Here is a 22,334-nt window from a genome sequence, read left to right as displayed (position 1 = left end):
CCCCCTCAGATACCCCGTCGTTCACTGTAGGAGCCGTGCTTGCTCGCGAAGGCGACAGCCCAGGCAATGCATCGTTGAATGACCCACCGCCTTCGCGAGCAAGCTCGCTCCCACAGGTTTCTTTGTCGCTCACAAAATCCCGGACACGCCCCAAATCCCTGTGGGAGCTGAGCTTGCTCGCGAAAGCGTCAGTTCAGGCAATGCATCGTTGAACGACCCACCGCCTTCGCGAGCAAGCTCGCTCCCACAGTTTTTTTTGTCGCTCACAAAATCCCGAGCACACCCAAATCCCTGTGGGAGCGGGCTTGCTCGCGAAGGCGTCAGCTCAGGCAATGCATAGTTGAATGACCCACCGCTTTCGCGAGCAAGCTCGCTCCCACAGGTTTCTTTGTCGCCCACACAACCTTGGGCACGCCCCAAACCCCTGTAGGAGCTGAGCTTGCTCGCGAAGGCGTCAGCTCAGGCAATGCATAGTTGAATGACCCACCGCCTTCGCGAGCAAGCTCTGCTCCTACAAGTTTTCTGCCGTACACAAAACCCCGGGCACGCCCCAACCCCTGTGGGAGCGAGCTTGCTCGCGAAGGCGTCAGTTCAGGCAATGCATAGTTGAATGACCCTCCGCTTTCGCGAGCAAGCCCGCTCCCACAGTTCGGAATGGCATACACACATTCCGGGGCGCGCTTCAAAACCGCTGCGTCAGCGTTGGGTCTCACCCGGCTCCACTTCGGCGGCGGCAGCTTTGACAGGCACGCCATCAACAAACGCTTCATGCGCTTCAGGGTCGAGATTGACCTGGTGACGCTCACCCAGCGAGCTATAGCGATCACGCAGTTTGCGCAGATCCCGTGAACCCATTTTATCCAGCCCCAACGTCGCATTCTGCGCCGCCGTGGTCGCGCGAATCAGTTCATCAATCTTCAGATGCAAAATGTCGTTGTCGCGGTTTTGCGTGTTCTGGATCAGAAACACCATCAGGAAGGTGATGATGGTGGTCGACGTATTGATGATCAGTTGCCAGGTATCGTTGTAGTGAAAGTACGGCCCGGTCAGTCCCCAAACCCCAATCAAGACGATCGCGAGGAGAAAAGTTTTCGAGTTGCCGGCCCAGTTTGAAAGGCCTTGGCAGAAACGTGCAAAAGTCATGAGTGCGAGCTCTCGTTGAATGTAACGAGTCTGACCGCAGCCAGTTCTTGAAATTCTTTTTTACATTTAGACCGCTCGTCGCCATGTTTGCGCGCGACCGTCGCTGCTGGAAAACCTTCTTGCAGGTCGCCCATCATCCTCTTTGAACTCTGCGTCAAACTCCCCCGTCCTCTGCAGTGAGGGGCTCAGGGCAATCCTTGCTGCGCAGTCCCGTTGAACGTTTTCATCCAGAAGGCGAGGGACGACATGAATGCTTCAGACAGCAGAGCAGGATCTCAGACCGGCGATCCGGCAGGCAGCAAGCCTGAGCACGACTTTGAGCATTTAAAGGAAGAGGTCACCGAGGCGTTGGGCGGCGCGAGGCATCAAGCCGATGCGCAGTTTGGGCAATATCGCGACACCGCCGCCGATCAGATCGAGGCATTGGCGCAAGGTGCGAAAAGCTTTGTGTCGGAACTGGAGGACAAGGACTCACTGGGCATGTCCGACTACCTCAGCGACATGGCGGAGTCGATGACGGGGCTGGCCGGCAATCTTCGCGGCAAGAGTGCCGAACAGCTCTTGCACGATGCGGCGGATCTGGCACGCAGCAATCCCGCGCTGTTCATTGCCGGGAGCATTGCCGTGGGGTTCGGATTATCGAGATTCCTCAAGGCCGGCACGGGCGCGGCGGTCACCGTCAGCGCCCATCACGATCCGGCAGCAGGCAGTTCCTCCATGCCGCCATCAGACGGTTATGGCGCCCATCGGCCTTATGAAACGTCGCCCGCACCGACCCCCGTTGCGCCAGTCGCGAAAGGAGAACTGTGATGAACAGAGACGATCCGGATCTGCCGGGCACAAGACCTCTTGCGCAACCTGACGACGCTTCAGTCGTCGGTCTGCTTCGACAGCTGTCCCGCGAAGTGCCCGCGTTATTCACCAAGGAACTGGCCTTGGCCAAGGCCGAGCTGCAAACCAGTCTCACCACGCTGAAGGCCGGCATTGCGGCGGTGGCGGGCGGTGCCATCGTTTTTCTGGCGGGTTTCATCATCCTGCTGATGTCGGCGGTCTACGCTTTGAGCCTGTTCATGGCGCCGTGGCTGGCAGCGTTGATCGTCGGTGTTGTGGTGATGATCATCGGCTTCGCCATGTTGCAAACCGGCAAAAAACAATTCGAGCCGTCCCATTTCAAACCTGACCGGACGCTGGACGCTCTGAACAAAGATCAGGAAGCGCTGCGGAGGAAAGTCTCATGAACACTGAACTGGATATCGAATCGCAAAAAAGTCCCGAGCAGATCGAACGGGAAATCGACGCGCAGCGCGCCAGCATCGGCAACATCGTCGACCAGCTGGAAAGCAAGTTCACCCCCGGTCAGATGTTCGACCAGGCCTGGGGCCTGATGCAAAACAATGGCTCGACGTTTATCACTAACCTTGGCACCAGCGTGCGCAACAACCCCGTGCCTGCGGTGCTGACCTCGGTGGGTCTGCTGTGGCTGATGATGAGCCAGAACCGGCCGCCGGTGCCGCAACCGGTCTATCGAACCGGGCCCGATCAGGACAGGGCCGGGGAATGGGCGGATGGTTTGGCGGACGGTATCGACAGTGCGCGCGACCGTTTGCACCAGACGGCCGATTCGCTGAAAGAAGGTTACCAATCGCTGAAAGGCAAAGCCGCGCACTTGGGCGACAACGTCGGTGCCGCCAGTGAAAACCTCAGCCATGCGATGCACGATGCCGGTGATCGGTTAGCGCGCAACTCACAGGTATTGGGTCAGCAGTTCAATCAATTGCTCAAGGAACAACCCTTGGTGGTCGCCGCCGCCGGCATCGCTCTGGGCGCCTTGCTCGGCGCCGCTTTGCCAACCACCAGCACTGAGCAACGCATGATGGGGCGCACCAGCGCCGGGCTGGTCGATAAAGTCAAAAAGCAGGCGCAGGAAGGCTACGAAGCGGTTCGCGATACCGTGACGAAAACCACTGAACAAGAGGCTGTCGCCGCCCGTTCAGACTCCTCGTCTGCAACATCGCCGGCCCCGTCCGCCGATCTTTCCCAAGGCTTGGGAACCTCCTGATCGCGGAGAACCGGAGGCCCGCAATGGGCCTCCTTGCCTGGGGTAATGATCGTCGCTTGATCAGTGAAAACACATTGAATGGTGGGAATGATGTCCGAACCTGCAACGCCTTCTGAAACGTCTTCTCGAAACTGGTTTAGCCATCTCACAAACGCTGGTTGGGGAGGTCGCGCCTTCTGGCTAGCGCTGGCGTGTGTGGCTGTTCTGTTGATGGTCAGCGGTTATGGCGCATTTGTCGGCGCCAACAAGGCGAATCTTTATTTTGCTTTTCTGGGCGGACTGTCCGGATTTGGCGCCACCGCATTAGGGGCGGTGGTGGCGATAGCGTTGCGCGACATTGCTGCGCGTACGCAAGACATTATGCTTGGGTTCGCGGCCGGCATGATGCTTGCCGCCAGTTCTTTTTCGCTGATTCTGCCGGGCATCGAAGCGGCACAGGCCTTGTGCGGCAATCAGTTGCTGGCGGCTTGTGTGGTGGTGGCCGGGTTGGCGCTGGGCGTGGCGCTGATGGTGGGACTGGATCGCTTCGTGCCGCACGAACACGAAAAAAGCGGCCGGCGCGGGCCTGAAGCGAAGCGCATCAATCGAGTCTGGCTGTTTGTATTGGCAATCACTCTGCACAACCTGCCGGAAGGCATGGCGATTGGTGTGAGTTTCGCCAACGGCGACATGCAGGTGGGTTTGCCGCTGACAACCGCCATTGCTATTCAGGATATTCCCGAGGGGCTGGCGGTTGCGCTGGCACTGCGTGTAACGGGGCTTTCGGCATTGCGAGCGGCGCTGATTGCCGTCGCTTCAGGACTGATGGAGCCGATCGGCGCCATCGTCGGTTTGGGCGTTTCCAGCAGCTTCGCGTTGGGGTATCCGATCGCTCTCGGTCTGGCAGCTGGCGCAATGATTTTTGTGGTGTCCCATGAGGTCATTCCGGAGACCCATCGCAATGGTCACGAGACGCCCGCGACCCTTGGATTGATGCTCGGTTTTGGAGTGATGATGTTTCTCGATACGGCATTGGGTTAGCGCGCGTTATTTGCCCTCAAGAATCTTGAAGGCATCATCCAGCGGCGCATAGCCGACGACTTTTCGCGTTTCATCAATCGAAAGGCGCTTGTATCGATTGTCCGAAACGCCATGGACAACGTGGAATCCGTTCAGCTCGGCATCCACGCAATCGCGCAGCAACGCGACGACATCCCGCACACTGATAAACGCCGCAACGTCCCTGTGGCTGTGCGCTTCACCCGGGTGAAACTCGTTTACGTTGGCAATGCGCACGGCGACGGTGGTCATCGCACCGTCGTTGGCCTGCAGCGATGCCAGTGCTTCGCCGAACGCTTTGCCGACCCCGTAAAGATTGCCGGGCCGGGGCGCCATGCTTTCGTGGACTTGTACATCCTTGGGGTAGCCTTCGATGGCCTGAGCGCTGCTGGCGAAGATGAAGCGCTTGCAGCCTTGCGTCTTCGCGGCGAGCAGCATGTTGTAGGTGCCGACGATATTCACCGGCAGGACGGAGGTCATGAAATCCGCGTCCGGATTCGGATCGGCCGCCAGGTGAATGACGGTGTCGATGCCTTCGCAGGCTTCATGGCAACGGGATAAATCGGTGATGTCGAGGGCGAAACGTTCGCTGGAATCGGCAAGTTTTGATACGTCTATATCGGCTAAGCGCAGAACCAGTTCATCGCCATACGCTTTGTAGAAGGCGCTGCCGATCTTGCCGGCAGCACCCGTGACTAATATTTTTTGTGCGCTCATGTCCGTATGTCCTCAGGGTGAGATTCCATTCTGGTTCTCGACCGACCGATGAGTACCATCCTTCTTCGCTTCCAATCAAGATGTTTGCCAAACCCCACCCTCGGCAACAGGCACATCGTCCAGGTCGTAAGGGTTGACCCCTTCGAGGCAGCCGACATTGAAGCCGAACTCTTGCGGGTTGGTGCTGCGTCGATGGTGCGTGTAGATCCCGCAGTTGCCACAGAAAAAATGCTCGGCTACGTGCTTGCCGAACTGGTAGGTCCGGAGCGCCGATTCGCCCCGGATCACCTTTAAGTCCACCGCCGGAACCGCCGCCACGACCGCGCCTTTGCGTTTGCAAAACGAACAATCGCAACGGTGCGGGGCCGGGAGACCGTCAGGCAGATGCAGCTCAAGAATCACCGCGCCACAGTGGCAGCTGGCGCGGTGATCGACGCGGATGTGTGTGTTGCCGATTTGTTTAAGCATCGCAGTCCACCTCTCTGGTCTGCCGCATAAAGCTCAAGCCTCTGTCCAGTCCACGGTCGCCGTTTCACGCCACTTCACCTCCGTGACGCCGAATCGCTCGGCCTGAGGCTTGGATACGACTTTCAATGGCGGCTTGCCCGGTTTCGGAATCGGCGCGATGCCGGCATCACAACTCGCCCAATGCCAGGCATCGGCATTGCGCATGGTTTTCGCGCGTATGACGAAAGACTTCGGCTGCCCGTGAAGTTTGTATTCAATGACGAAAATGTCTGTCTGGCTCATGAGTTACTCCTTACGCTCATACGCCAATGAGTGGTGTCGAGAGAAAAAAATTCCAAGAATTTTTACGATGCGAACGACGCGGATACCAGCGCCGCGAAATCAACGCAAACTGCTTAAAAAAAGGAACCAGAGGACTCGCAAAAACTCTGAATCCTCTGCTCCTTTTTTAGCCGAATGAAGCTTACGTAGCCAGAACCGGAACGCCGTCATCGAGCTCGGGCAAGGCAATGTGGCTGTCGCCTGGCGTCAGAATGACCTTGCGGCAATCCTCCTCACGTTTATCGAAAATCCTGTAGCCCTCGGCAGCCTGTTCGAGCGACATGCGATGGCTGATGATCACATCGGGGGAGAGCCGGCCGGTTTCGATGTGCCCGAGCAGTTCCGGGAGGAAACGATGAACGTGGGTCTGGCCCATTTTGAAGGTCAGGCCTTTGTCGAACGCGTCGCCGAACAGAAAGCCATGGATGAACCCTGAGTAAACGCCCGGGACACTGACAATGCCGCCGCGTCGAACGGCGGCGATGCACTGGCGCAAGGCTTTGCCGCTGCTGCCTTCGAGTTTGAGGGTGGCGAGGACGGTTTCGGTGGTGCTGCCTTTCGCTTCAAAACCCACCGCATCCACGGCGCCGTCAACGCCACGCATGCCCTTGGTCTGGCGGATGATGGTGTCGGCGGGGTCATCGTCCTCATCAAAATTGATCGGGATCACGCCATAGGTTTTCTGCGCATAGGCGAGGCGATAGGGGTGGTGATCGACCATGAAAATCTGCTCGGCGCCGAGCATCCGCGCACACGCCGCGCTCAACAGACCCACCGGGCCGGCGCCATAGATCGCCAGGCTCGAACCCGGCCCGATGTCTGCATTGGTGACCGCCTGCCAAGCGGTGGGCAAGATGTCGGAAAGGAACAAAACCTTCTCGTCCGACAGGGTGCCCGGCACCTTGAACGGCCCGGTGTTGGCTTTGGGGACGCGCACGTATTCTGCCTGGCCGCCGGGCACGCCACCGTACATGTGGCTGTAACCAAACAGCGCCGCTCCGGAAGGAATGGCCTTTTTATTGAGGATCGCGCCACGGCCGGTGTTGGTGGTTTCGCAGGCGGCGAACAAATCCATCTGACAGAAAAAGCAGCTGCCACAGGCAATCACAAAAGGAATTACCACGCGGTCGCCCGGCTGCACGGCAGTCACCGCTGATCCTGTCTCTTCGACGATGCCCATGAACTCATGGCCGAAAATGTCGCCGTGCTCGACGGTCGGTATTTTCCCCCGATACAGATGCAGGTCAGAGCCGCAGATCGCTGTGGCGGTCACGCGCAGGATGATGTCGTCGCTTTGCTCGATAACCGGATCAGGAACCGTGTCGACCTTGACGCTGTGCGCGCCGTGATAAGTGAGAGCTCTCATGACGTCTTACCCGCTTCAACTGGATGGTAAGTGGGAGAGGAGGAACGGCGAACGTAAGTTCATAGATTCAGGGACACAAATGACTGGCGGTCGCCGACGCGGCCACTTGTGCGATTTTTTAAACCTAATGGCTTAGCCACCGGTCGACTGCAGGAGCCTGTAACTCTGATAGTCGGAGGTAGCGTTAATGATCGGTGTCGTGATCCCTGCACATAATGAAGAGCACCATGTCAGGGCCTGTCTTGAGTCGGTTCTGTTCGCGGCGCAACATCCTGCATTGGCGGGCCAGTCGGTCTCGGTAGTGGTCGTCCTCGACGATTGCACTGACCACACCGGGCGGATCGTTTCAGCGCTGGGCGTGAGCACGATCGTGGCGTCATTCCAGAACGTGGGAAAGGCGCGAGCCACCGGCGCAGAGCACTTGCTGGCCGCTGGCGCGAAATGGCTTGCCTTCACCGATGCCGACACCGCCGTGCCCGCCGATTGGCTGGCACGGCAGATTGAATTCAAAGCCGATGCCGTCTGTGGCACCGTCGAGGTGGACAGCTGGAACGAGCACGGTGAGTCGGTTCGCTCAAAGTACCTGGAGCATTATCAGTTCATCGAAAACCATCGGCACATCCACGGTGCCAATCTCGGTTTGAGTGCCGAGGCCTACCGAAACGCGGGTGGGTTCCAGCATCTCACTGCCCACGAAGACGTCCATCTGGTGGGTGATCTCACGCGGATTGGTGCTCATATCGTCTGGACGGCGACGAACCCGGTGGTCACCAGCGCTCGCAAGGATTACAAGTGTCGCGGCGGATTTGGTGAGTACCTGGCCAATTTAAGTACGTCACTGGCCGTGCCTGTGCTTGATCAACAAGTCAGTACCGGTGTTTCTCTTTGACGCGAATGTAGGCGGGAGCGGAAATTGCAGTACATCGATTGGATGCAGTGGCCGGCCATGGTCATTACGGTAGCCTCTGCCTGGTTTATCGGATCGCAACGAGCCTACCGGCGAATGATCGCTTTCTGGGGATTCATCCTCAGCAATGCGCTCTGGGTGATTTGGGGGCTGCACGCCGACGCCTACGCGCTGATCCTCCTTGAGTGCATTCTTTTGGGGATGAATGCCCGAGGCTTCAAGAAGAATTTTGATGGCCACCGTCAGTCTTGAGGGGGTTCGGTTTCCTTGCCCCTCGCGTTTTTCCTCAGCCCACGCAGATTCATCAGAAACAGACAAATCTGCAGGATGATCAACGCGTACGCCCCGGCATAGGCGCCCCAAATCACCCACAATACGTTGCTCAGGCTAAAGCAGATAAAGCCGAACATTCGCCTTGCCGGTCGCTGCGATCCAATCAGCCATGCGGCGAGAACGGTCACAACCATCGCTGGCCATTGCACCCAATCCAGATAAGCCAAAATCCCCTCCCGGCACAGTTCGGCGAATGCATCGCCATCAAGTTATTACGCCAAATCAATCGGGCTTCTGATGACTGGATGAGGTCTTCGATTTGCCGAGTATGTAGCAAGGGTGAAGCTGGCCATTAGGGTGGGTAGTGACGACCACAGATATCAGTGACCAGCCTTCATGAAGCTTAAGGTTCGCTTCGTTGGCAGATAGCGCTTCCATGACTTGAACGGTCTCGGACATATGCATTTTGTGCTTGCTCACATTTCAGTATTTAACCCTTAGGTGTCCTATATGAATAAGGGTTCCAGTAGCGATTCTCGCCACGGGATCGTTCGCAGTCGTATCGGGTCTACCTACTTGACTGGGACATGCCGCAAAGGGCCTGAAACTTGAACAACGCAATCAGCGCACACGACTTGAACATCGACCTGCAGGGCGGTGACGAAACGGCCTTGTTCAAATGGCTGCTCGCCAGTTTTTTGATGGGTAAGAGAATTCAGGGAGCCATTGCTGCAAAGGCCTATCAGGTCATCGTTGAGCAGCACCAGCGGGATACGCCGCAGAAACTCGCACACTGCACTCATCGCCAATTGGTTGTGATGCTTGGCCAGGCCCACTACGTGCGATACGACGAAACCACGGCATCGCGATTGCTCGCACTGGCTCACAAGCTCAATGCCGAATACGACGGCAAGATCGGCAATATCGTGGCGGCGAGCAACGATCGTCAGGCCTTCGAAAAACGTCTGGGTGAATTCGAAGGGATCGGGCCCAAGACCGTCGAGATTTTCATGCGCGAAGCCGCCGCTGTGCTTTTTTGAACGGGGCAGGGGAGCCCGCAAATAGAAAGCATCGTCCGCGGATAATTCATTGTTTTCGACGTGCAGTATCGCAGTTGGCCGTTCGTCGTTCTTGCGCCTCTATCGATTGAACATACGTTCTTGTTCTCCTGACAGATAAATCTGAGCAGGCGAATTTTTCCATCGTCTGGCTAACGGGAGAACACCATGAAAGCAATCGTTTACAACGGCCCGCGTGATGTCAGCGTGCAGAATGTCGCGGATGCCAAAATCGAAAAGCCTACCGATGTGCTGGTTCGAATCACCACGACCAATATCTGCGGCTCGGACTTGCACATGTACGAAGGGCGTACATCGATGGAGACCGGGCGGGTGTTTGGTCACGAGAATCTCGGTGAAGTGATCGAAGTGGGCGCGGGCGTCGATCGTGTGAAAGTTGGCGACCGGGTTTGCCTGCCGTTCAACATCGGTTGCGGGTTCTGCGAGAACTGCGAAAAAGGCCTTACCGGTTTTTGCCTGACCGCCAATCCCGGTAGCGCGGGCGCCGCTTATGGTTTCGCCGACATGGGCCCTTATCAAGGCGGCCAGGCGGAGCTGCTGCGTGTGCCGTATGCCGACTTCAATTGTCTTGTGCTGCCCGAAGATGCCGAGGAGCGCGAGGATGACTACGTCATGCTCTCTGACATCTTCCCGACAGGCTGGCATGCGACTGAGCTGGCGGGGCTGCTGCCGGGCGAGAGCATCGCAATTTATGGCGCAGGCCCGGTCGGATTGATGGCGGCGCACTCGGCAATGATCAAGGGCGCGTCGCAGGTTTTCGTTGTCGACAACCATCCCGACCGTTTGAAACTGGCCGCACAATTGGGCGCTACCCCGATCAATTCCTTAGAGAAAGAAGCGGTCGATCAGATTCTCAATCTGACCCATGGCAAAGGCACTGACCGTGGTTGCGAGTGCGTAGGTTATCAGTGCTGTGATCGCCACGGCCATGAAGCCAATCACCTGACCATGAACAATCTGGTTGCCTCCACCAAAGCTACGGGTGGCATTGGCGTCGTTGGCGTGTTTGTCCCACAGGATCCGAGGGCCGAAAACGAGCTGGCCAAGCAAGGCAAGATGGCTTTCGACTTCGGCTCGTTCTGGTTCAAGGGCCAGCAGATCCGTACCGGTCAGGCCAACGTCAAACACTACAACCGTCGCCTCGCCGAGCTGATTCATCACGGCCGCGCCAACCCGGCGCAAATCATCTCGCATCGCCTGACACTCGCCGAGGGCCCAGACGCCTACAAGCACTTCGATGCGCGTGATAACGGCTGGACAAAAGTGGTGCTCAAACCGGCGGCTTGACGCTCCACGCGTTGCCTTCGCCGGCTGTATCACGGCCGGCGTTTTTCGCTATTCGATCGAGCGGAGAGACCTTCCATGAATGACCTTCCAGTAGTGAGCATCGCCGCCAGGCCGTTGCCATTCGAGCCTGCTTTCGAGCAGATCCCCGACGACGAGGCACAGACCAGCGAGGAACTGAACAAAGCGCTGCATGCCATCATGGAAACTACGTTCAAGGACAATGGACACGCCACGCGCAGCGTTCACGCCAAGGCCCATGGCGTGCTGCGCGGGCGGATCACGGTGCTCGATAATCTTCCGGCCGAATTCGCCCAAGGCGCTTTTGCGACGCCGGGAACGTTGCCGGTGGTTTTGCGTTTCTCAACCAATCCGGGCGACATTCTTGATGACAAGGTGTCGACCCCGCGCGGGTTGGCACTGAAGATCATTGGCGTGGACGGCCCACGGCTGCCGGGCAGCGATGGGGCGGTGACGCAGGATTTTGTGATGATCAACGCCAAAGCCTTTACGTCGGCCACGCCCAAAGCATTTCTTAAATCACTGAAGTTGCTGGCGAAGACGACCGATAAAGCGCCCGGGCTGAAGAAAGCGTTTTCTGCATTACTGCGCGGTGTTGAGGCGGCGATTGAATCCGCGGGCGGTGAAAGTGGCACGCTGAAGAGTCTCGGCGGCCACCCGCAAACGCACATTCTCGGCGAGAGTTTCAGCACGGTCGCGCCATTACTGTATGGCGCGTACTACGCAAAAATTGCAGTCGTGCCGATTTCTCCCTCACTGACGGCGTTGACTCATCAGCACGTCGACTTTGCCGACAACCCCAATGGCCTGCGCGCAGCGGTCAAAGCGTATTTCGCGCAGAACTCGGGGGTGTGGGAGGTGCGCGTACAACTGGCCACAGACCTTGAGAAAATGCCGATCGAAGACGCCTCGGTCGAGTGGCCGGAGAAACTCAGCCCTTACCTCACCGTCGCGCGAATCGAAGTCGATGCGCAGGACGCCTGGGCCAGCGACAACGTCGAAGCAATTGACGACCGTATGTCGTTCAGCCCGTGGCATGGTTTGGCTGCGCATCGGCCGTTGGGCGGAGTCATGCGGGTACGTAAACCGGCCTATGAAATGTCGGCCGGGTTTCGCGCGGAGCACAATGGTTGTCCGATGCAGGAACCTCGTTGAGCTCGATCATCGGGTCTGGCGCGAGCGGTTGCTTGGATCACCTTCTGCCAACATGCGCTTCAGGCATTCCCGCTCCGGCGCGCCGGGCAACACACCGGTGGTTGTCGCCAGCAGTACAGTGACGCCTTCGCCATTGACGACGCTGACCTCGGCTCTCGCGTGCCCGCGCTCAGCAATGTCGGTGATCAACCACTGGCAGGTGATCTGTTCTTCGGCGTACACCGGGCGCTTGAATTCGAAACTCATGCCACTGGCCAGCCAGCCAATCTGCCCGCCAATCTCGGTCATCAGGCTGGCCGTCAGCAGGCCGTGGGCGACGGGCGCCTTGAACCGGCGTAATTGCGCGTATTCAGCGTCGCAGTGCACCGGGTTGTAATCCCGCGAGATCTGCGCAAATTGCTGGATATCGTCGTAGGAGAAACAGCGGACAACGCTGAAACTGTCTCCGACCTTCAGGCCCTCGGCGGCACGTTCTCTCGGCGTTTTCATAGGCTTCCTTGAATAGGCATTGGCTCGAAGGATAGGTCAGGCACGCAGTTGTTCAATCAGCAGCACCAGCGCGATCACGATCATGATCGCCCCGGACAAGCGACTGACCACGCGTGCGGCGGCCGGACGGGCCTGAAGCACGACTTGCGAGCCGAAACCCACCAGCAGATAAATCACTCCGCAACTGACGGTGTGCACCAGCCCGAGCGCGATCATCTGCGCAGGCACTGGCCAAGCTGCGGCGGTGCTGGTGAATTGCGGCAGCAGCGCGAGAAACAGCAAGAACACTTTCGGATTCAACCCGCTGACACAAAAGCCCTTGAAGGCCCAGCGCGCCCACAAATCAGTGCTCTGGCTTGCATCAGCGTGCGGCGTGGGCGGGCGGGCTAGCAGATTAGCGCCTAACCACAGCAGATAACCGGCGCCGGCCACCGTCAGCACCGACAAGGCCAAAGGATGATTGGCGACCAGTGTGCCGACACCCGCCGCGACAATGACGGTTGCGAGCAAATGCCCGGACAACAGCCCCGCCACGGCAGGCAGAACGACGCGATGCCTCAAGCCTGCGGAGATCGCGTACGCCCAATCGGCCCCCGGCGTGATGACAAACAGAATCGACACCGCCCAGAACGCGGCGAACATGCTCAAAGTCATGGCGTCACCCAGGGTCGTTGATTGGAGGTGGTTTTGATCATCGTTGCTTCCTGAACAGTGTTTTGTGCCAAGGAAGAATAATGAAAACGGGCTAGAATCTTCTTTCAAAGATGATCGTTGTGGCGTCGCAAATTGGAAGGTTTTACTGAATGGACAGAATTGATCGCAATATTCTTGCTGAGCTGCAAAAGGATGGTCGGTTGTCGGTGACTGAACTGGCGGATCGCGTCGGGTTGAGCCTTTCACCGTGTCATCGCCGCGTGCGGGCGTTGGAGGAGTCTGGGGTGTTGCTGGGTTATCGCGCGCAACTCGATCCAGCTGCGCTGGGCTTCAACTTCTCCGCGATGGTGTTCGTCACCCTGCGCGAGGGCAATCGTCAAGCTGTCGAAGCGTTTGAGACGGCGCTGGTGGAGATTCCACACGTGGTGGATGCGCAACGGCTGTTTGGTGAGCCTGATTATTTGCTGCACGTCATCACTGAGGATCTGCCGGCGTTTCAGCGTTTGTACGACGAGAGCCTGTCGACGTTGCCCAATGTGCAGCGGCTGACATCGACGTTGGTGATGAAGCGGGTGGTGCAGGATCGGCCGTTGCCGTTGGGAGTTTGAAAAAGGGGGCGCTGCGCACCCCAACGGGGATAAATCCCCTCGCCACAGGGGGCTGTATTGTGATTTGGTTGAACTAAAAGCTGACCGGCTCGTCAGGATATTAAGTTGTCCATTCAACCACTGACGGATATCCGCATGCACACCTATACCTTGGAATACCTGTTTAACGGCGAGCCGCGTAGCCACACCTTCGAACTCAAAGACACCCATCTGGCCGAGCATGAAGCGGCCATGCATCTATTGGAGTTGCATTTGGGCGATGCCGAAAACGGCTTGCTGATGCCCACGGCAGACGCCACTCCGGAAGAAATTCTGGAGCAGGCCGAGCGGGTAGGGTTGACGCAGATTCGCGTGGTCAATCAAACGCGATGAGGGCGGCGCCGATTGCAGTGTGCGTTGCAACACTGCGATCGGTCCTGAAACGCGGGGATCAGCTTTCGGCGGTTTCGCTTGGGGTTGCAGCGGCCTCGGCGTCCAGCTTCAGGCGATCAGCCTTGCTGATGTATTTCGGCTTTTTTGGCGCCAGTTTGGCGCTGGCCTTTTTGGCCTTTTCCTTGAACAACTGCTTGAGTTTCTTTTGACGGTTCATCGGTTTTACTCGGTTTTAAAGGCGCAATAGCAACTAGCGAAGAGCGTAAACGTAAGCGTCGATGGTTGAGCCGTCTGCCAGCGTCACCTGCGTCAGCAGGCGTTGGTATTCAGAACCTTCGAATTCGTCGAGCGCAGCCCAGTGTTCGGGAAAATTCTCGGAGGAGAACACATAGCCGGCAATGTCGTCGCCATCGTCGGCAATGATCAGGCCGGGATAACCCAATTCCGCGCCCCAACCGGCTTCGGCCAAACGGCCTTTGAGCGTGGCAGTTTCCCAGACGCCGCCGATCTTCAGCATGACATGCTCATTCGGTCGCCCCGGGCCCAGGGTTCCATAAACGAATAGACGCTCCACGTTTGCTCTCCGCTGGAAAAGGGGTGAATCCTGACCTATGGATCGAGTCCAGGCAATCAACAACTGGGGTCACAGCGATATAAAGTCCCGAACGGCTTTAATCGTCGGCACCGGTGCCTCTTCCATCAGCCAATGACCTGCCGCAGGAATCACCACTTCCGTGACGTTGTCAGCGGCATTGCGCATGACGATCGCCTCGTTGTTGCCAAAGGATTTCTCGCCGCCCACCGCCAGTACCGGCATGCTCAAGTGTTTTTGCAACACCGGCTCGTTGTCGAGGGCATCCTGACGAATGCTGCGAAATTGCGCGAAAGCGGCGTGCATGGCACCCGGGCGCGCATAGAGTTTGGCGTAGTGCTGACGGGTTTGTTCATCGACCTTGGCCGGGGTGCCGGCGAATTCGTTCCAGAAGCGGTCGAGGTAGATGCGCTCGCGGCCAGCCACCAAGCGCTCCATGTCCTTACCACCAAAATCGAAGTGCCAAAGCATCGGCGAGCGCACGATGTCGTTCCACGGCGTAATGCCTGGAACAGGCGCGTCCATCACCACCAAACGGTCGGTGAGCTGCGGATAGCGTGCGGCGTAGGCAAACGCGACCATCGTGCCGATGTCATGGCCGATGACCACCGAGTGTTCGATTTTCAACGCGCTCAACACCGCGCGAATGTCGCCGGCCTGTGTCTTCTTGTCATAACCGCCCTCGGGGATCGACGACAACCCCATGCCACGCAGATCCGGCACCACCACCGTGTGATCGCGCGCCAGATCCGTCGCCAGCGGCGCCCACATGTCGCCGGTATCGCCAAAACCATGCAGCAACACCACCGCCGGGCCTTTGCCGCCGACCCGAACGTGCATCGTCGCGCCTTCGACCTTGATGTCCTGCGTCTTGAAGCCTGCGGGGAATGGCGTGATGTCAGCGTGGGCTGGGAGGCTCAGCGCGAGGAGGGTGAGGGCGGTCAGCAAGGGACGGATCATGTCGGTGGCTCCGGATGCGGGGGCGCTGTTGGGGGAATGGAATGAGCGTAGACGGATCCATGGGGGCAGGAGGGTTTTTAATCGACAGCCAGAAGCTGGGTCAGGGACGTCAAATCGCTGTGCAGTCGCCTCCTGAACTTGTGTCCGTTCAATCATCTAAGCTGAACGTGCAGCGTCCGGAATTCACAGGAGCACGCAACCATGTAGGAACCTCTCATGTTCAGATTACGCTCAACGATTGCAATGCTTTCATGCGTCGCGCTGATTGTCGGTTCTACCGCCGCGCTGGCCGATCCCGGTAACGGAAAGGGCCAGGGCAACGGTAAAGGTAACTCGCAAAACGTGCAGAACCAGGGTGGACAGGACGGGCACGGCAACAAGGGCAAGAAGTCCGGTGGCGACTGGGGCAATGGCCCAAGCATCGACCGCGGCAACGTGCTCGGCATTGTCGGTGGCTATCGCGATTACTGGAGCCCGGGGCCGTCGTTGCCGCCCGGGATCCAGAAAAACCTCGCACGCGGCAAGCCCCTGCCACCGGGGATCGCGAAGAAACTGGATGGACGACTCGTCGGCCATCTGCCGCATTACGACGGCTATGAATGGCAGCAGGCGGGCACGGATCTGATCCTCATAGCGTTGGCGACGGGTCTCATCTACGAAGTCCTCAACGGGGCTTTTGATTAGCGAGGGGAGATGGGGGGACAGGCCGTACTTTAGTCAAACACGACAGTGGCGGCTTGCTCCGGGAACTCGGCCGTCATTTGATCAAGGCATTTTTGCATCAGCCGCGCATCCCTAGGCAAGTGGCTGGAGAACGCCTGCCATCCTGAAATCTGCAGCTTGAGCGGCATTTCAACCAGCCCAGTGATCGCGTCCCAGAAAGCATCCCAGTTACAGCCGTACCAATCAGGGAAACCCAGGCTTTCGCGCAGCAACGCGTGAAGTTCGGCGGAACACGTCACTTCACTCAAATCAATGGTTACAGTCTGTACTCTAGGCATCATCAGCACGTGAACTCGGATCGCGGAAGTGAACGGGACAGCATTGTTTATCACCTATCCTGTGGGAGCCGAGCTTGCTCGCGAAGAGGCCGGCGCATTCAACATTTCTTTCGACAGTTACCCCGCCTTCGCGAGCAAGCTCGGCTCCTACAAGGGATCAGCGTTGATTGAGGTATCTGCGTTCAAACTGCCCGCTCACCCAACCGCTCCACCAGCCTCACCAGATACCCGTCCGGATCCTGAACAATAAACTCGCGCTGACCCACCTCGACTTCCGCCGCCCGGTACCACGTGTCCTTGCACTCGCGGTACAGGGCAAATCCGGCATGACCCAGTTTCTCGATGACGGGGGTGACGGCGACAACATCAATCTGCAAGTTGATACCTCTGCCAAACGGCTTGCTCAACGGCGCGGTCAGCCATTGACCCGGCTGCGGATCGACTTGCTCCAGCATGACTTGGGCGCCATTGAGATCCAGATAAGCAAAGCCGTGTTCCGGGCGCTGGTAGGCGATGGTGAACCCCAGGCAGGACACCCAGAAATTCAGGCTGTCCGGCAGGTCGGTGACCATCAATTCCGGGACGAGCGTGTTGCGTTTGAACATGAGGTGAATTCCGTTTCGTTGGATATTTTGTCGCGAGTCTATCTCGAATCGCTATCCAATCCACACACTCAACACCCCGGCAGCCAAAGCGACCAGCGCGGTATTCAGACACACCAGCGCAAAGCCAAACCTGACCAGTTCACTCTCTTCTTTGGCCTGGGTTTTGGCCAACCCGAGAATCAACATGACGATCGACAGCGAGCCCAATGCCGCATGCCCGGCCGCGCTGTTTTGTACCGCTGCCAACAACAGACGCGAAGACTCGGGCAGCATCGCGATGGCGGGCATGAAGATCGCGTTGCCGCCGACGTTCGACCCGGTCATGTAGCCTGATAGCGCACCCAATAATGCAACCAGCGAGGTCGCGGCGCTGGGCGATAGACCTGAGAGCAATTGCATCAGGCCCGCGAGAAAACCCGCTTTGACCATCATCTGCGACATCGCCAGAAAGAAGAAAATCGTCAGCAACGGCCGTTTTGCTCGGGCAGCCAATCCGCTCAGCATGCCGCTGTCGGTAACGTTTTTTCGCGTGTGAAAGCCTAACCCGATCAACACCAGAATCAACGCCACACCGGGGGAGGCCAACGGTTTCCAACTGACCTGAGCACCTTGCACCACCCAGTGATTTTGCCAATCAGTGATTGCCCACAACACTTTCAACGCGACGATGCTGACGATCAACAACAGATACGGCCAAGCCTGACGTGGCCAATGCAATTCATCGTGTTCGCTCATGTTGCGAGACCGTCGCCATAGGCCGGCGGCCAGTGCAGCGGTCGCCGTCACCAGACCTGCGGCAACACCGGCGACTTCCGGCCCCAGCCAGCGACTGGTGCCATACAACACGCTGATGAAGATCAACCAAAACGCGCCCAGCGCCCGCCATTCCTGCCATTGCCGCGCACCCGCCAGATACAACGCCAACGCTGCCAATCCGAGGAAAACCAGCGCACTGGTCAGCGCCGACGTTTGCGCCAGCATGGCGGCATCCAGTTGCGCCAGCGAAGCGCCAATCACCGAGGCCAGGCCCAATGTGCCCCACGGCATGATCGCCATCCCGGTAAGCGCAATGCGCAAGGCAACCCGGCGTTCGAATAGACTTAACAGCAGCGGCACCGTCGCAATCAGCGACACACCGAAACCGGTCATCGCCTCCAGCAACGGCGCCAGCCCGAGCACGATAAACACCACTTGATCGCCGCGCCCCAGTCCCAGCGAACGCACCCATTGGCTGACGGCTAAATTGACGCCGAGCCGCTCGATCACCATCACAAACGCCAGCCCCGGCACAATCACGAATGCAGTGCTGGCGAACAACACGGCGGTGTCTTGAGCGGCGGCCAGCAGGCTGCTCGATTGCCAGGCATCAGCTGCGCCTGCAATCCAGAGCACCATCACCAGCAGCGTGCCGGCGACAGCGGCCTGAACCGGAGGCCGGCGCAGCACGACCAACATGGCGGTCACCAGCAAAACAGGGGAGAGATGAAACAGTGCGTCCATGGCCAACATTTCCCTGTGCAAGTTCTTGATCAGCCGGCGAATGCCGACTGCGAGCAAGATAATATTTCGCGCGACTGGATAAAGGTGCGCAGTTTTCTGCTAGTTTTCGAGAAAATTTCTCACGGATGAATCATGGCCAAAATGCCCGCTGTACCCGAATCGCTGGATAAATTCGATCGCGCCATCCTCGCGCTTGTCCAGCGCGACAACGCGATGCCGCTGCGCCTGATGGCCGAGCAGGTCAATCTGTCCACGGCGGCGGTTCAGCGCCGCATCAAGCGGATGGAAGAGGCGGGCGTGATTACCGGCAATGTTGCGGTTGTCGACCCGAATGCGGTGGGTCGCCCGATCACCATCATTGTTGAAGTGATGGCCGAGCGAACCAGCATCGAAGCGCTGGAGGCAATGAAGGCGCACTTCCGGGTGCCCGAGGTTCAGCAGTGCTATTACGTCACCGGCGAGGTGGATTTTGTGCTGGTACTGACGGTCGCCAGCATGCAGGAATATCAGGCGCTGGCGCGGCGATTGTTTGCCGAGAACACCAACGTAACGTGGTTCAAAACCATTGTGGCGCTGGATCGGGTGAAGGTCGGGCTTGAGGTGCCGGCGGGTTGATGCGGCGCGGCTGAAAAAGCTATCGCGAGCAGGCTCACTCCTACAGGGGAACGCATTTCAAACTGTAGGAGTGAGCCTGCTCGCGAAGGGGGTAGTCGGGCCACCGCAAAAGCCCCCTCAACTCCCCAATCCATCCAAAAACCGCGAAATTTGCCGCGCCCCGCAAAGCCGAACCACCGGCACCTGCGGCGCAATCGCCAGCCGATTCGCCTCGATGCTCGGCCGATTCACCCGGTCGTAATTCCAGACAAATTTCAAAAACTCCAAAAACGCCTTGTCCAGCCGTTCCGTACAACCCGCCGGCAGATCCGCCCGAGGCTTGTTCAGCGCGCTGCGCAGAATCACTCGCTTGATGCAGACAACGCGAGGCGTATCGAGCCAAACCACCAGGTCGGCGCGAGGCAATCGCAAATCAAACGTGCGCCGCGAATAATTGCCCTCGCACACCCACGCATCGCCGGCGACAGACTGACGTACTCGCTCGCGGAAAATTTCATTGTCCGGTTCGATCCAGCCGGGCTCCCAGAACAGTGTGTCCAAATGAACCACCGGCAGCGACAGTCGATGACCAATCTCGCGGGCGAGGGTGGATTTACCGCTGCCCGAATTACCCAAAATCACAACGCGCTGCATGTGCAAATCCCTTGCTGAAAAAAAGCGCGCAAGTCTAAAGCAATCCTTGATCGAAGGCGCAGCAAAAGGCGTCACTTGGTCAGCCTGATCGGCGCTGCGCTTGAGATGTCCGCAGCCGTTGGGCAAACTCCGCCGTTTGACTGGCCGCCACACCTTCGCGAAGGGTCGCACACCGCCAAAAGCCGTCGCTCGAAGGAGTCTTTTGTTGAACCACAACACCTTGTCCCAACGCCTGGAACGCGTGGCTACGCACGTGCCGGCGGGTGCACGCCTGGCCGATATCGGCTCCGATCACGGCTATTTGCCGGTGGCGTTGATGCGTCGTGGCGCGATCAGCTCGGCGGTGGCGGGCGAGGTCGCGTTGACGCCGTTTCGCGCCGCTGAACGCACCGTGCGCGAAAACGATCTTGAGCAACACATCACCGTGCGCCATGCCAACGGTCTGGCGGCGATCAAACCGGGCGACGCGATCACTGCGCTGACGATTTGCGGCATGGGCGGCGAGACGATTCGCGACATCCTCGACAGCGGTAAAACCCATCTCAGCGGTGAAGAGCGTTTGATCCTGCAACCCAACGGCGGCGAGCAGCCGCTGCGTCAGTGGTTGATGGACAACGGCTACACCATCCTCTGTGAAGAACTGCTGCACGAAAACCGTTTCTACTACGAAATCATCGTCGCCGAACGTGCTGGGCCAGTGGCTTACACCGACGAAGAACTGTATTTCGGCCCACTGCAAATGCGCGCCCGCAGCGCGGCATTTCTGAGCAAATGGCAGCGCAAGTTGAAGTACAAACAGAAAACACTGGCCCAGTTCGCCCACGCCCGCGATGCAGTGCCCGAGGCGAAAGTGCAGGACACCGCTCGGCAGGTGCGCTGGATCGCTGAACTGTTAGCTTGAACGGCAGAACCGATCGGGACGGCACGCCTCAAGTGCCGCCGATACGCGGCCCTCGCTGATCTCTTCACTCGCTAGTCGGCCGACGATGGCGGCGAGTGTCACCCCCGGATGCATCGCGCAAACATAGACGCCGTTGATATTCGGCAAGAATCCAACGATGGGGACGCCATCGACAGGCATGGGTCGAAGGCCGACGAAAACGCCGTCCGGCTCAATAGAAATAACCCCGTCCAACTCGCTTTGAATGCCTTTGGCTGTGCGCAACGCAATCTGCGCTGGCTGGTTTCCGAAGGCTTCTCCCAAATAATCTTCCGCCGCCAGCAACGTGCCGTTGACGCGCTGCCGAACTTCCATCGCGGAGTTGGAGATGACGCCGTTCACAAGGCTGGGCTGAGTCTTGTAGCGAATGAAAATGGCGGGTGATGCGTCCACCGGCAACGTAACGTTGAGCATCGCCGCCAACCCCGGGATCGCTGTGCCGGCGGCCAGCACCACTACATCAGCATCGACTGTGCCTGTTTCGGTTTTAAGGCCGGTAACGGTTGAATCGCGGGAAATAAAGCCAAGCACTCGGGTGTGAGTCAGCACTGTCGCCCCGTGAGTCTTGGCGCCGGAGAGCAGCGCGTGAGTCACTTGCACAGCATCAACTGCGCCTTCTTCGGCTCGATAGCTCGCCTGCTCTGGTGGATTTTTCAGTTTGGGTTCAAGACGTCGGATATCATCCCGATTCAGCCGCGATGCCGAACACGGGATGCCCGCGCCGTACGTCAGAGCGCCAGTCCACTGCACGTTCAGGTCGGGCAACTCGGCTTCGAGCCGATGATATTCGGCGATGGCGGCGCTGCGTAACGGCGCGATGGGATCAGGCCCGGAATGTGTCGTGTTGAGCCACGCGAACGAATGTCCAGTCACGCCGCTGGCAATTTCCCCAGCCTCTATCACGATGACTTTTGCGCCTTTGCCCGCCAAGTGATAAGCCACGGACGCACCCACAATGCCCGCGCCAATCACCACAATGCGTTTGCCTGCTCCATTTCCCATTTCAACGTCCCTGCAATCAACGAAAAAGTTCGAACTGATAGGTGATTGTAGCGTCCACCCACAGAGGCAACGCATCGCTCGCCAATTCGCGGCGATGGCAAATCCATTGTTCAGGAGACGATCATGAAGAAAATCTGCGCGTGTCTGGGAATCTGCAGCGTGATGCTGCTGCAAGGTTGTTACGAGGGTTCCAACGATGCTCCCAACAAGGAAGGCGACAAGAGCAAAGCGTCTCTGCAAATACAGCAGGACAAGCCTGAAGACAGTAAATGAACCCGATGGGTGAGGGAGCAATCTCCCTCACCCTCTATCGGTTTAGCGGCTGGAATTAGAGGTCGCGCCATGGGTGATGTGCTTGGGCCCCGCCAACGCCCAGGCAATCAAACCGAACAACGGCACAAACACGATCAGTACGATCCACACGCCCTTGGTACTCGATTTCCCCTCGCTTTTGCGCACCCGATTGATGGCCCAAAGCTCGATAAGCAGAAGAACTGCCGCCAGTACGATCCACACGGTTTCGATATGCATT

32 protein-coding genes are annotated in these 22,334 nt (G+C 58.3%); 15 read left to right on the top strand and 17 right to left on the bottom strand.

Annotated features, from left to right (window positions below; translation table 11 throughout):
* Positions 1-696: 696 nt before the first annotated feature.
* A complete protein-coding gene (locus GVL50_RS00880; protein ID WP_256671789.1) occupies positions 697-1,143 on the bottom strand; it encodes a low affinity iron permease family protein in 447 nt (148 codons plus the stop codon).
* Between the two features lie 246 nt (positions 1,144-1,389).
* Between GVL50_RS00880 and GVL50_RS00875 the strand changes: the two genes are divergently transcribed.
* From GVL50_RS00875 to GVL50_RS00860, 4 genes are all read left to right on the top strand, one after another.
* Positions 1,390-1,953: a hypothetical protein gene (locus GVL50_RS00875; RefSeq protein WP_256671788.1), complete on the top strand. Its 564-nt coding sequence runs from the start codon at positions 1,390-1,392 to the stop codon at positions 1,951-1,953.
* Complete coding sequence (locus GVL50_RS00870; RefSeq protein ID WP_159811416.1) at positions 1,953-2,381, top strand: phage holin family protein; 429 nt, start codon at positions 1,953-1,955, stop codon at positions 2,379-2,381. Before GVL50_RS00875 ends, GVL50_RS00870 begins: the two co-directional genes overlap by 1 nt.
* Entirely contained in the window at positions 2,378-3,202 is an 825-nt protein-coding gene (locus tag GVL50_RS00865; protein WP_159811415.1) for a DUF3618 domain-containing protein, read from the top strand. Before GVL50_RS00870 ends, GVL50_RS00865 begins: the two co-directional genes overlap by 4 nt.
* A 90-nt stretch (positions 3,203-3,292) precedes the next feature.
* Positions 3,293-4,222, top strand: a complete 930-nt coding sequence (locus tag GVL50_RS00860; protein WP_053120443.1) for a ZIP family metal transporter — start codon at positions 3,293-3,295, stop codon at positions 4,220-4,222.
* Between the two features lie 6 nt (positions 4,223-4,228).
* Here the strand turns inward: GVL50_RS00860 and GVL50_RS00855 are convergent, their stop codons facing one another.
* The 4 genes from GVL50_RS00855 to GVL50_RS00840 form a co-directional block, all read right to left on the bottom strand.
* Positions 4,229-4,957: an NAD(P)-dependent oxidoreductase gene (locus GVL50_RS00855; RefSeq protein ID WP_159811414.1), complete on the bottom strand. Its 729-nt coding sequence runs from the start codon at positions 4,955-4,957 to the stop codon at positions 4,229-4,231.
* 75 nt (positions 4,958-5,032) lie between these two features.
* Complete coding sequence (locus GVL50_RS00850) at positions 5,033-5,425, bottom strand: GFA family protein (RefSeq protein WP_159811413.1); 393 nt, start codon at positions 5,423-5,425, stop codon at positions 5,033-5,035.
* A 33-nt stretch (positions 5,426-5,458) separates the two neighbouring features.
* On the bottom strand, positions 5,459-5,707 hold the full coding sequence (locus GVL50_RS00845; RefSeq protein ID WP_159811412.1) for a DUF6555 family protein: 249 nt from the start codon (positions 5,705-5,707) through the stop codon (positions 5,459-5,461).
* A gap of 181 nt (positions 5,708-5,888) precedes the next feature.
* Positions 5,889-7,112 carry a zinc-dependent alcohol dehydrogenase gene (locus tag GVL50_RS00840; protein WP_159811411.1) on the bottom strand — a complete coding sequence of 408 codons (1,224 nt, stop codon included), beginning with the start codon at positions 7,110-7,112 and terminating at the stop codon, positions 5,889-5,891.
* Between the two features lie 187 nt (positions 7,113-7,299).
* On the opposite strand from GVL50_RS00840, the gene GVL50_RS00835 reads away from it, so the two are divergent.
* Together GVL50_RS00835 and GVL50_RS00830 are read left to right on the top strand one after the other, a co-directional pair.
* Positions 7,300-8,001, top strand: a complete 702-nt coding sequence (locus GVL50_RS00835; protein ID WP_159811410.1) for a glycosyltransferase family 2 protein — start codon at positions 7,300-7,302, stop codon at positions 7,999-8,001.
* A 24-nt stretch (positions 8,002-8,025) separates the two neighbouring features.
* The gene (locus tag GVL50_RS00830) at positions 8,026-8,271 is read left to right on the top strand and encodes a hypothetical protein (RefSeq protein WP_053119674.1); all 246 of its coding nucleotides are present in this window, start codon (positions 8,026-8,028) and stop codon (positions 8,269-8,271) included.
* Here GVL50_RS00830 and GVL50_RS00825 read toward each other — a convergent pair.
* Entirely contained in the window at positions 8,262-8,519 is a 258-nt protein-coding gene (locus GVL50_RS00825; protein ID WP_159811409.1) for a hypothetical protein, read from the bottom strand. The genes GVL50_RS00830 and GVL50_RS00825 overlap by 10 nt on opposite strands.
* A 381-nt stretch (positions 8,520-8,900) precedes the next feature.
* On the opposite strand from GVL50_RS00825, the gene GVL50_RS00820 reads away from it, so the two are divergent.
* From GVL50_RS00820 to GVL50_RS00810, 3 genes are all read left to right on the top strand, one after another.
* Positions 8,901-9,332, top strand: coding sequence for a DNA methylase (locus tag GVL50_RS00820; RefSeq protein ID WP_159811408.1), 432 nt, complete (start codon positions 8,901-8,903; stop codon positions 9,330-9,332).
* A 186-nt stretch (positions 9,333-9,518) separates the two neighbouring features.
* The gene (locus tag GVL50_RS00815) at positions 9,519-10,658 is read left to right on the top strand and encodes a glutathione-independent formaldehyde dehydrogenase (protein ID WP_159811407.1); all 1,140 of its coding nucleotides are present in this window, start codon (positions 9,519-9,521) and stop codon (positions 10,656-10,658) included.
* A 75-nt stretch (positions 10,659-10,733) separates the two neighbouring features.
* The gene (locus GVL50_RS00810; RefSeq protein ID WP_159811406.1) at positions 10,734-11,831 is read left to right on the top strand and encodes a catalase family protein; all 1,098 of its coding nucleotides are present in this window, start codon (positions 10,734-10,736) and stop codon (positions 11,829-11,831) included.
* Between the two features lie 6 nt (positions 11,832-11,837).
* Here GVL50_RS00810 and GVL50_RS00805 read toward each other — a convergent pair whose 3' ends face one another.
* Complete coding sequence (locus GVL50_RS00805) at positions 11,838-12,320, bottom strand: MaoC family dehydratase (protein ID WP_053119680.1); 483 nt, start codon at positions 12,318-12,320, stop codon at positions 11,838-11,840.
* Between the two features lie 36 nt (positions 12,321-12,356).
* Positions 12,357-12,974 carry a LysE family translocator gene (locus GVL50_RS00800; RefSeq protein WP_159811405.1) on the bottom strand — a complete coding sequence of 206 codons (618 nt, stop codon included), beginning with the start codon at positions 12,972-12,974 and terminating at the stop codon, positions 12,357-12,359.
* 149 nt (positions 12,975-13,123) lie between these two features.
* Here GVL50_RS00800 and GVL50_RS00795 point away from each other — a divergent pair, with 149 nt between their 5' ends.
* Positions 13,124-13,582: an Lrp/AsnC family transcriptional regulator gene (locus tag GVL50_RS00795; protein WP_159811404.1), complete on the top strand. Its 459-nt coding sequence runs from the start codon at positions 13,124-13,126 to the stop codon at positions 13,580-13,582.
* A gap of 135 nt (positions 13,583-13,717) precedes the next feature.
* Positions 13,718-13,954 (top strand): hypothetical protein, encoded by a 237-nt coding sequence (locus GVL50_RS00790; RefSeq protein WP_159811468.1) that lies wholly within the window; start codon positions 13,718-13,720, stop codon positions 13,952-13,954.
* Positions 13,955-14,012: 58 nt separating this feature from the next.
* On the opposite strand, the gene GVL50_RS00785 is transcribed toward GVL50_RS00790, so the two are convergent.
* From GVL50_RS00785 to GVL50_RS00775, 3 genes are all read right to left on the bottom strand, one after another.
* Positions 14,013-14,171: a DUF2986 domain-containing protein gene (locus GVL50_RS00785; RefSeq protein ID WP_159811403.1), complete on the bottom strand. Its 159-nt coding sequence runs from the start codon at positions 14,169-14,171 to the stop codon at positions 14,013-14,015.
* A gap of 33 nt (positions 14,172-14,204) precedes the next feature.
* Positions 14,205-14,528 (bottom strand): gamma-glutamylcyclotransferase, encoded by a 324-nt coding sequence (locus GVL50_RS00780; RefSeq protein WP_159811402.1) that lies wholly within the window; start codon positions 14,526-14,528, stop codon positions 14,205-14,207.
* Between the two features lie 69 nt (positions 14,529-14,597).
* Positions 14,598-15,506 carry an alpha/beta fold hydrolase gene (locus tag GVL50_RS00775; protein WP_159811401.1) on the bottom strand — a complete coding sequence of 303 codons (909 nt, stop codon included), beginning with the start codon at positions 15,504-15,506 and terminating at the stop codon, positions 14,598-14,600.
* 216 nt (positions 15,507-15,722) lie between these two features.
* Here GVL50_RS00775 and GVL50_RS00770 point away from each other — a divergent pair, with 216 nt between their 5' ends.
* The gene (locus tag GVL50_RS00770) at positions 15,723-16,190 is read left to right on the top strand and encodes an anti-virulence regulator CigR family protein (protein WP_159811400.1); all 468 of its coding nucleotides are present in this window, start codon (positions 15,723-15,725) and stop codon (positions 16,188-16,190) included.
* 29 nt (positions 16,191-16,219) lie between these two features.
* Here the strand turns inward: GVL50_RS00770 and GVL50_RS00765 are convergent, their stop codons facing one another.
* From GVL50_RS00765 to GVL50_RS00755, 3 genes are all read right to left on the bottom strand, one after another.
* The gene (locus GVL50_RS00765; RefSeq protein ID WP_159811467.1) at positions 16,220-16,507 is read right to left on the bottom strand and encodes a barstar family protein; all 288 of its coding nucleotides are present in this window, start codon (positions 16,505-16,507) and stop codon (positions 16,220-16,222) included.
* 182 nt (positions 16,508-16,689) lie between these two features.
* Positions 16,690-17,112 (bottom strand): VOC family protein, encoded by a 423-nt coding sequence (locus GVL50_RS00760; protein WP_159811399.1) that lies wholly within the window; start codon positions 17,110-17,112, stop codon positions 16,690-16,692.
* A gap of 51 nt (positions 17,113-17,163) precedes the next feature.
* Positions 17,164-18,612, bottom strand: a complete 1,449-nt coding sequence (locus GVL50_RS00755) for an L-lactate permease (RefSeq protein WP_159811398.1) — start codon at positions 18,610-18,612, stop codon at positions 17,164-17,166.
* A gap of 132 nt (positions 18,613-18,744) precedes the next feature.
* Between GVL50_RS00755 and GVL50_RS00750 the strand changes: the two genes are divergently transcribed.
* Positions 18,745-19,227, top strand: coding sequence for an Lrp/AsnC family transcriptional regulator (locus GVL50_RS00750; protein WP_159811397.1), 483 nt, complete (start codon positions 18,745-18,747; stop codon positions 19,225-19,227).
* 117 nt (positions 19,228-19,344) lie between these two features.
* Here GVL50_RS00750 and GVL50_RS00745 read toward each other — a convergent pair whose 3' ends face one another.
* Complete coding sequence (locus GVL50_RS00745; RefSeq protein WP_159811466.1) at positions 19,345-19,860, bottom strand: AAA family ATPase; 516 nt, start codon at positions 19,858-19,860, stop codon at positions 19,345-19,347.
* Positions 19,861-20,065: 205 nt separating this feature from the next.
* On the opposite strand from GVL50_RS00745, the gene GVL50_RS00740 reads away from it, so the two are divergent.
* Positions 20,066-20,761: a tRNA (adenine(22)-N(1))-methyltransferase TrmK gene (locus GVL50_RS00740; RefSeq protein WP_159811396.1), complete on the top strand. Its 696-nt coding sequence runs from the start codon at positions 20,066-20,068 to the stop codon at positions 20,759-20,761.
* On the opposite strand, the gene GVL50_RS00735 is transcribed toward GVL50_RS00740, so the two are convergent.
* Positions 20,753-21,802 (bottom strand): FAD-binding oxidoreductase, encoded by a 1,050-nt coding sequence (locus tag GVL50_RS00735; protein WP_159811395.1) that lies wholly within the window; start codon positions 21,800-21,802, stop codon positions 20,753-20,755. The genes GVL50_RS00740 and GVL50_RS00735 overlap by 9 nt on opposite strands.
* A 123-nt stretch (positions 21,803-21,925) precedes the next feature.
* Between GVL50_RS00735 and GVL50_RS28700 the strand changes: the two genes are divergently transcribed.
* Entirely contained in the window at positions 21,926-22,075 is a 150-nt protein-coding gene (locus GVL50_RS28700) for a hypothetical protein (RefSeq protein WP_172680105.1), read from the top strand.
* A 42-nt stretch (positions 22,076-22,117) separates the two neighbouring features.
* On the opposite strand, the gene GVL50_RS00730 is transcribed toward GVL50_RS28700, so the two are convergent.
* A complete protein-coding gene (locus GVL50_RS00730) occupies positions 22,118-22,333 on the bottom strand; it encodes a PLD nuclease N-terminal domain-containing protein (RefSeq protein WP_053119696.1) in 216 nt (71 codons plus the stop codon).
* Position 22,334: the final 1 nt, after the last annotated feature.

The sequence above is a fragment of the Pseudomonas sp. 18058 genome, from assembly GCF_902706155.1.
Taxonomy (GTDB): Bacteria; Pseudomonadota; Gammaproteobacteria; order Pseudomonadales; family Pseudomonadaceae; genus Aquipseudomonas; species Aquipseudomonas rustica.
The sequence above is the reverse complement of the archived record's forward strand: the minus strand, read 5'-3'. Positions and strand labels throughout refer to the sequence as shown.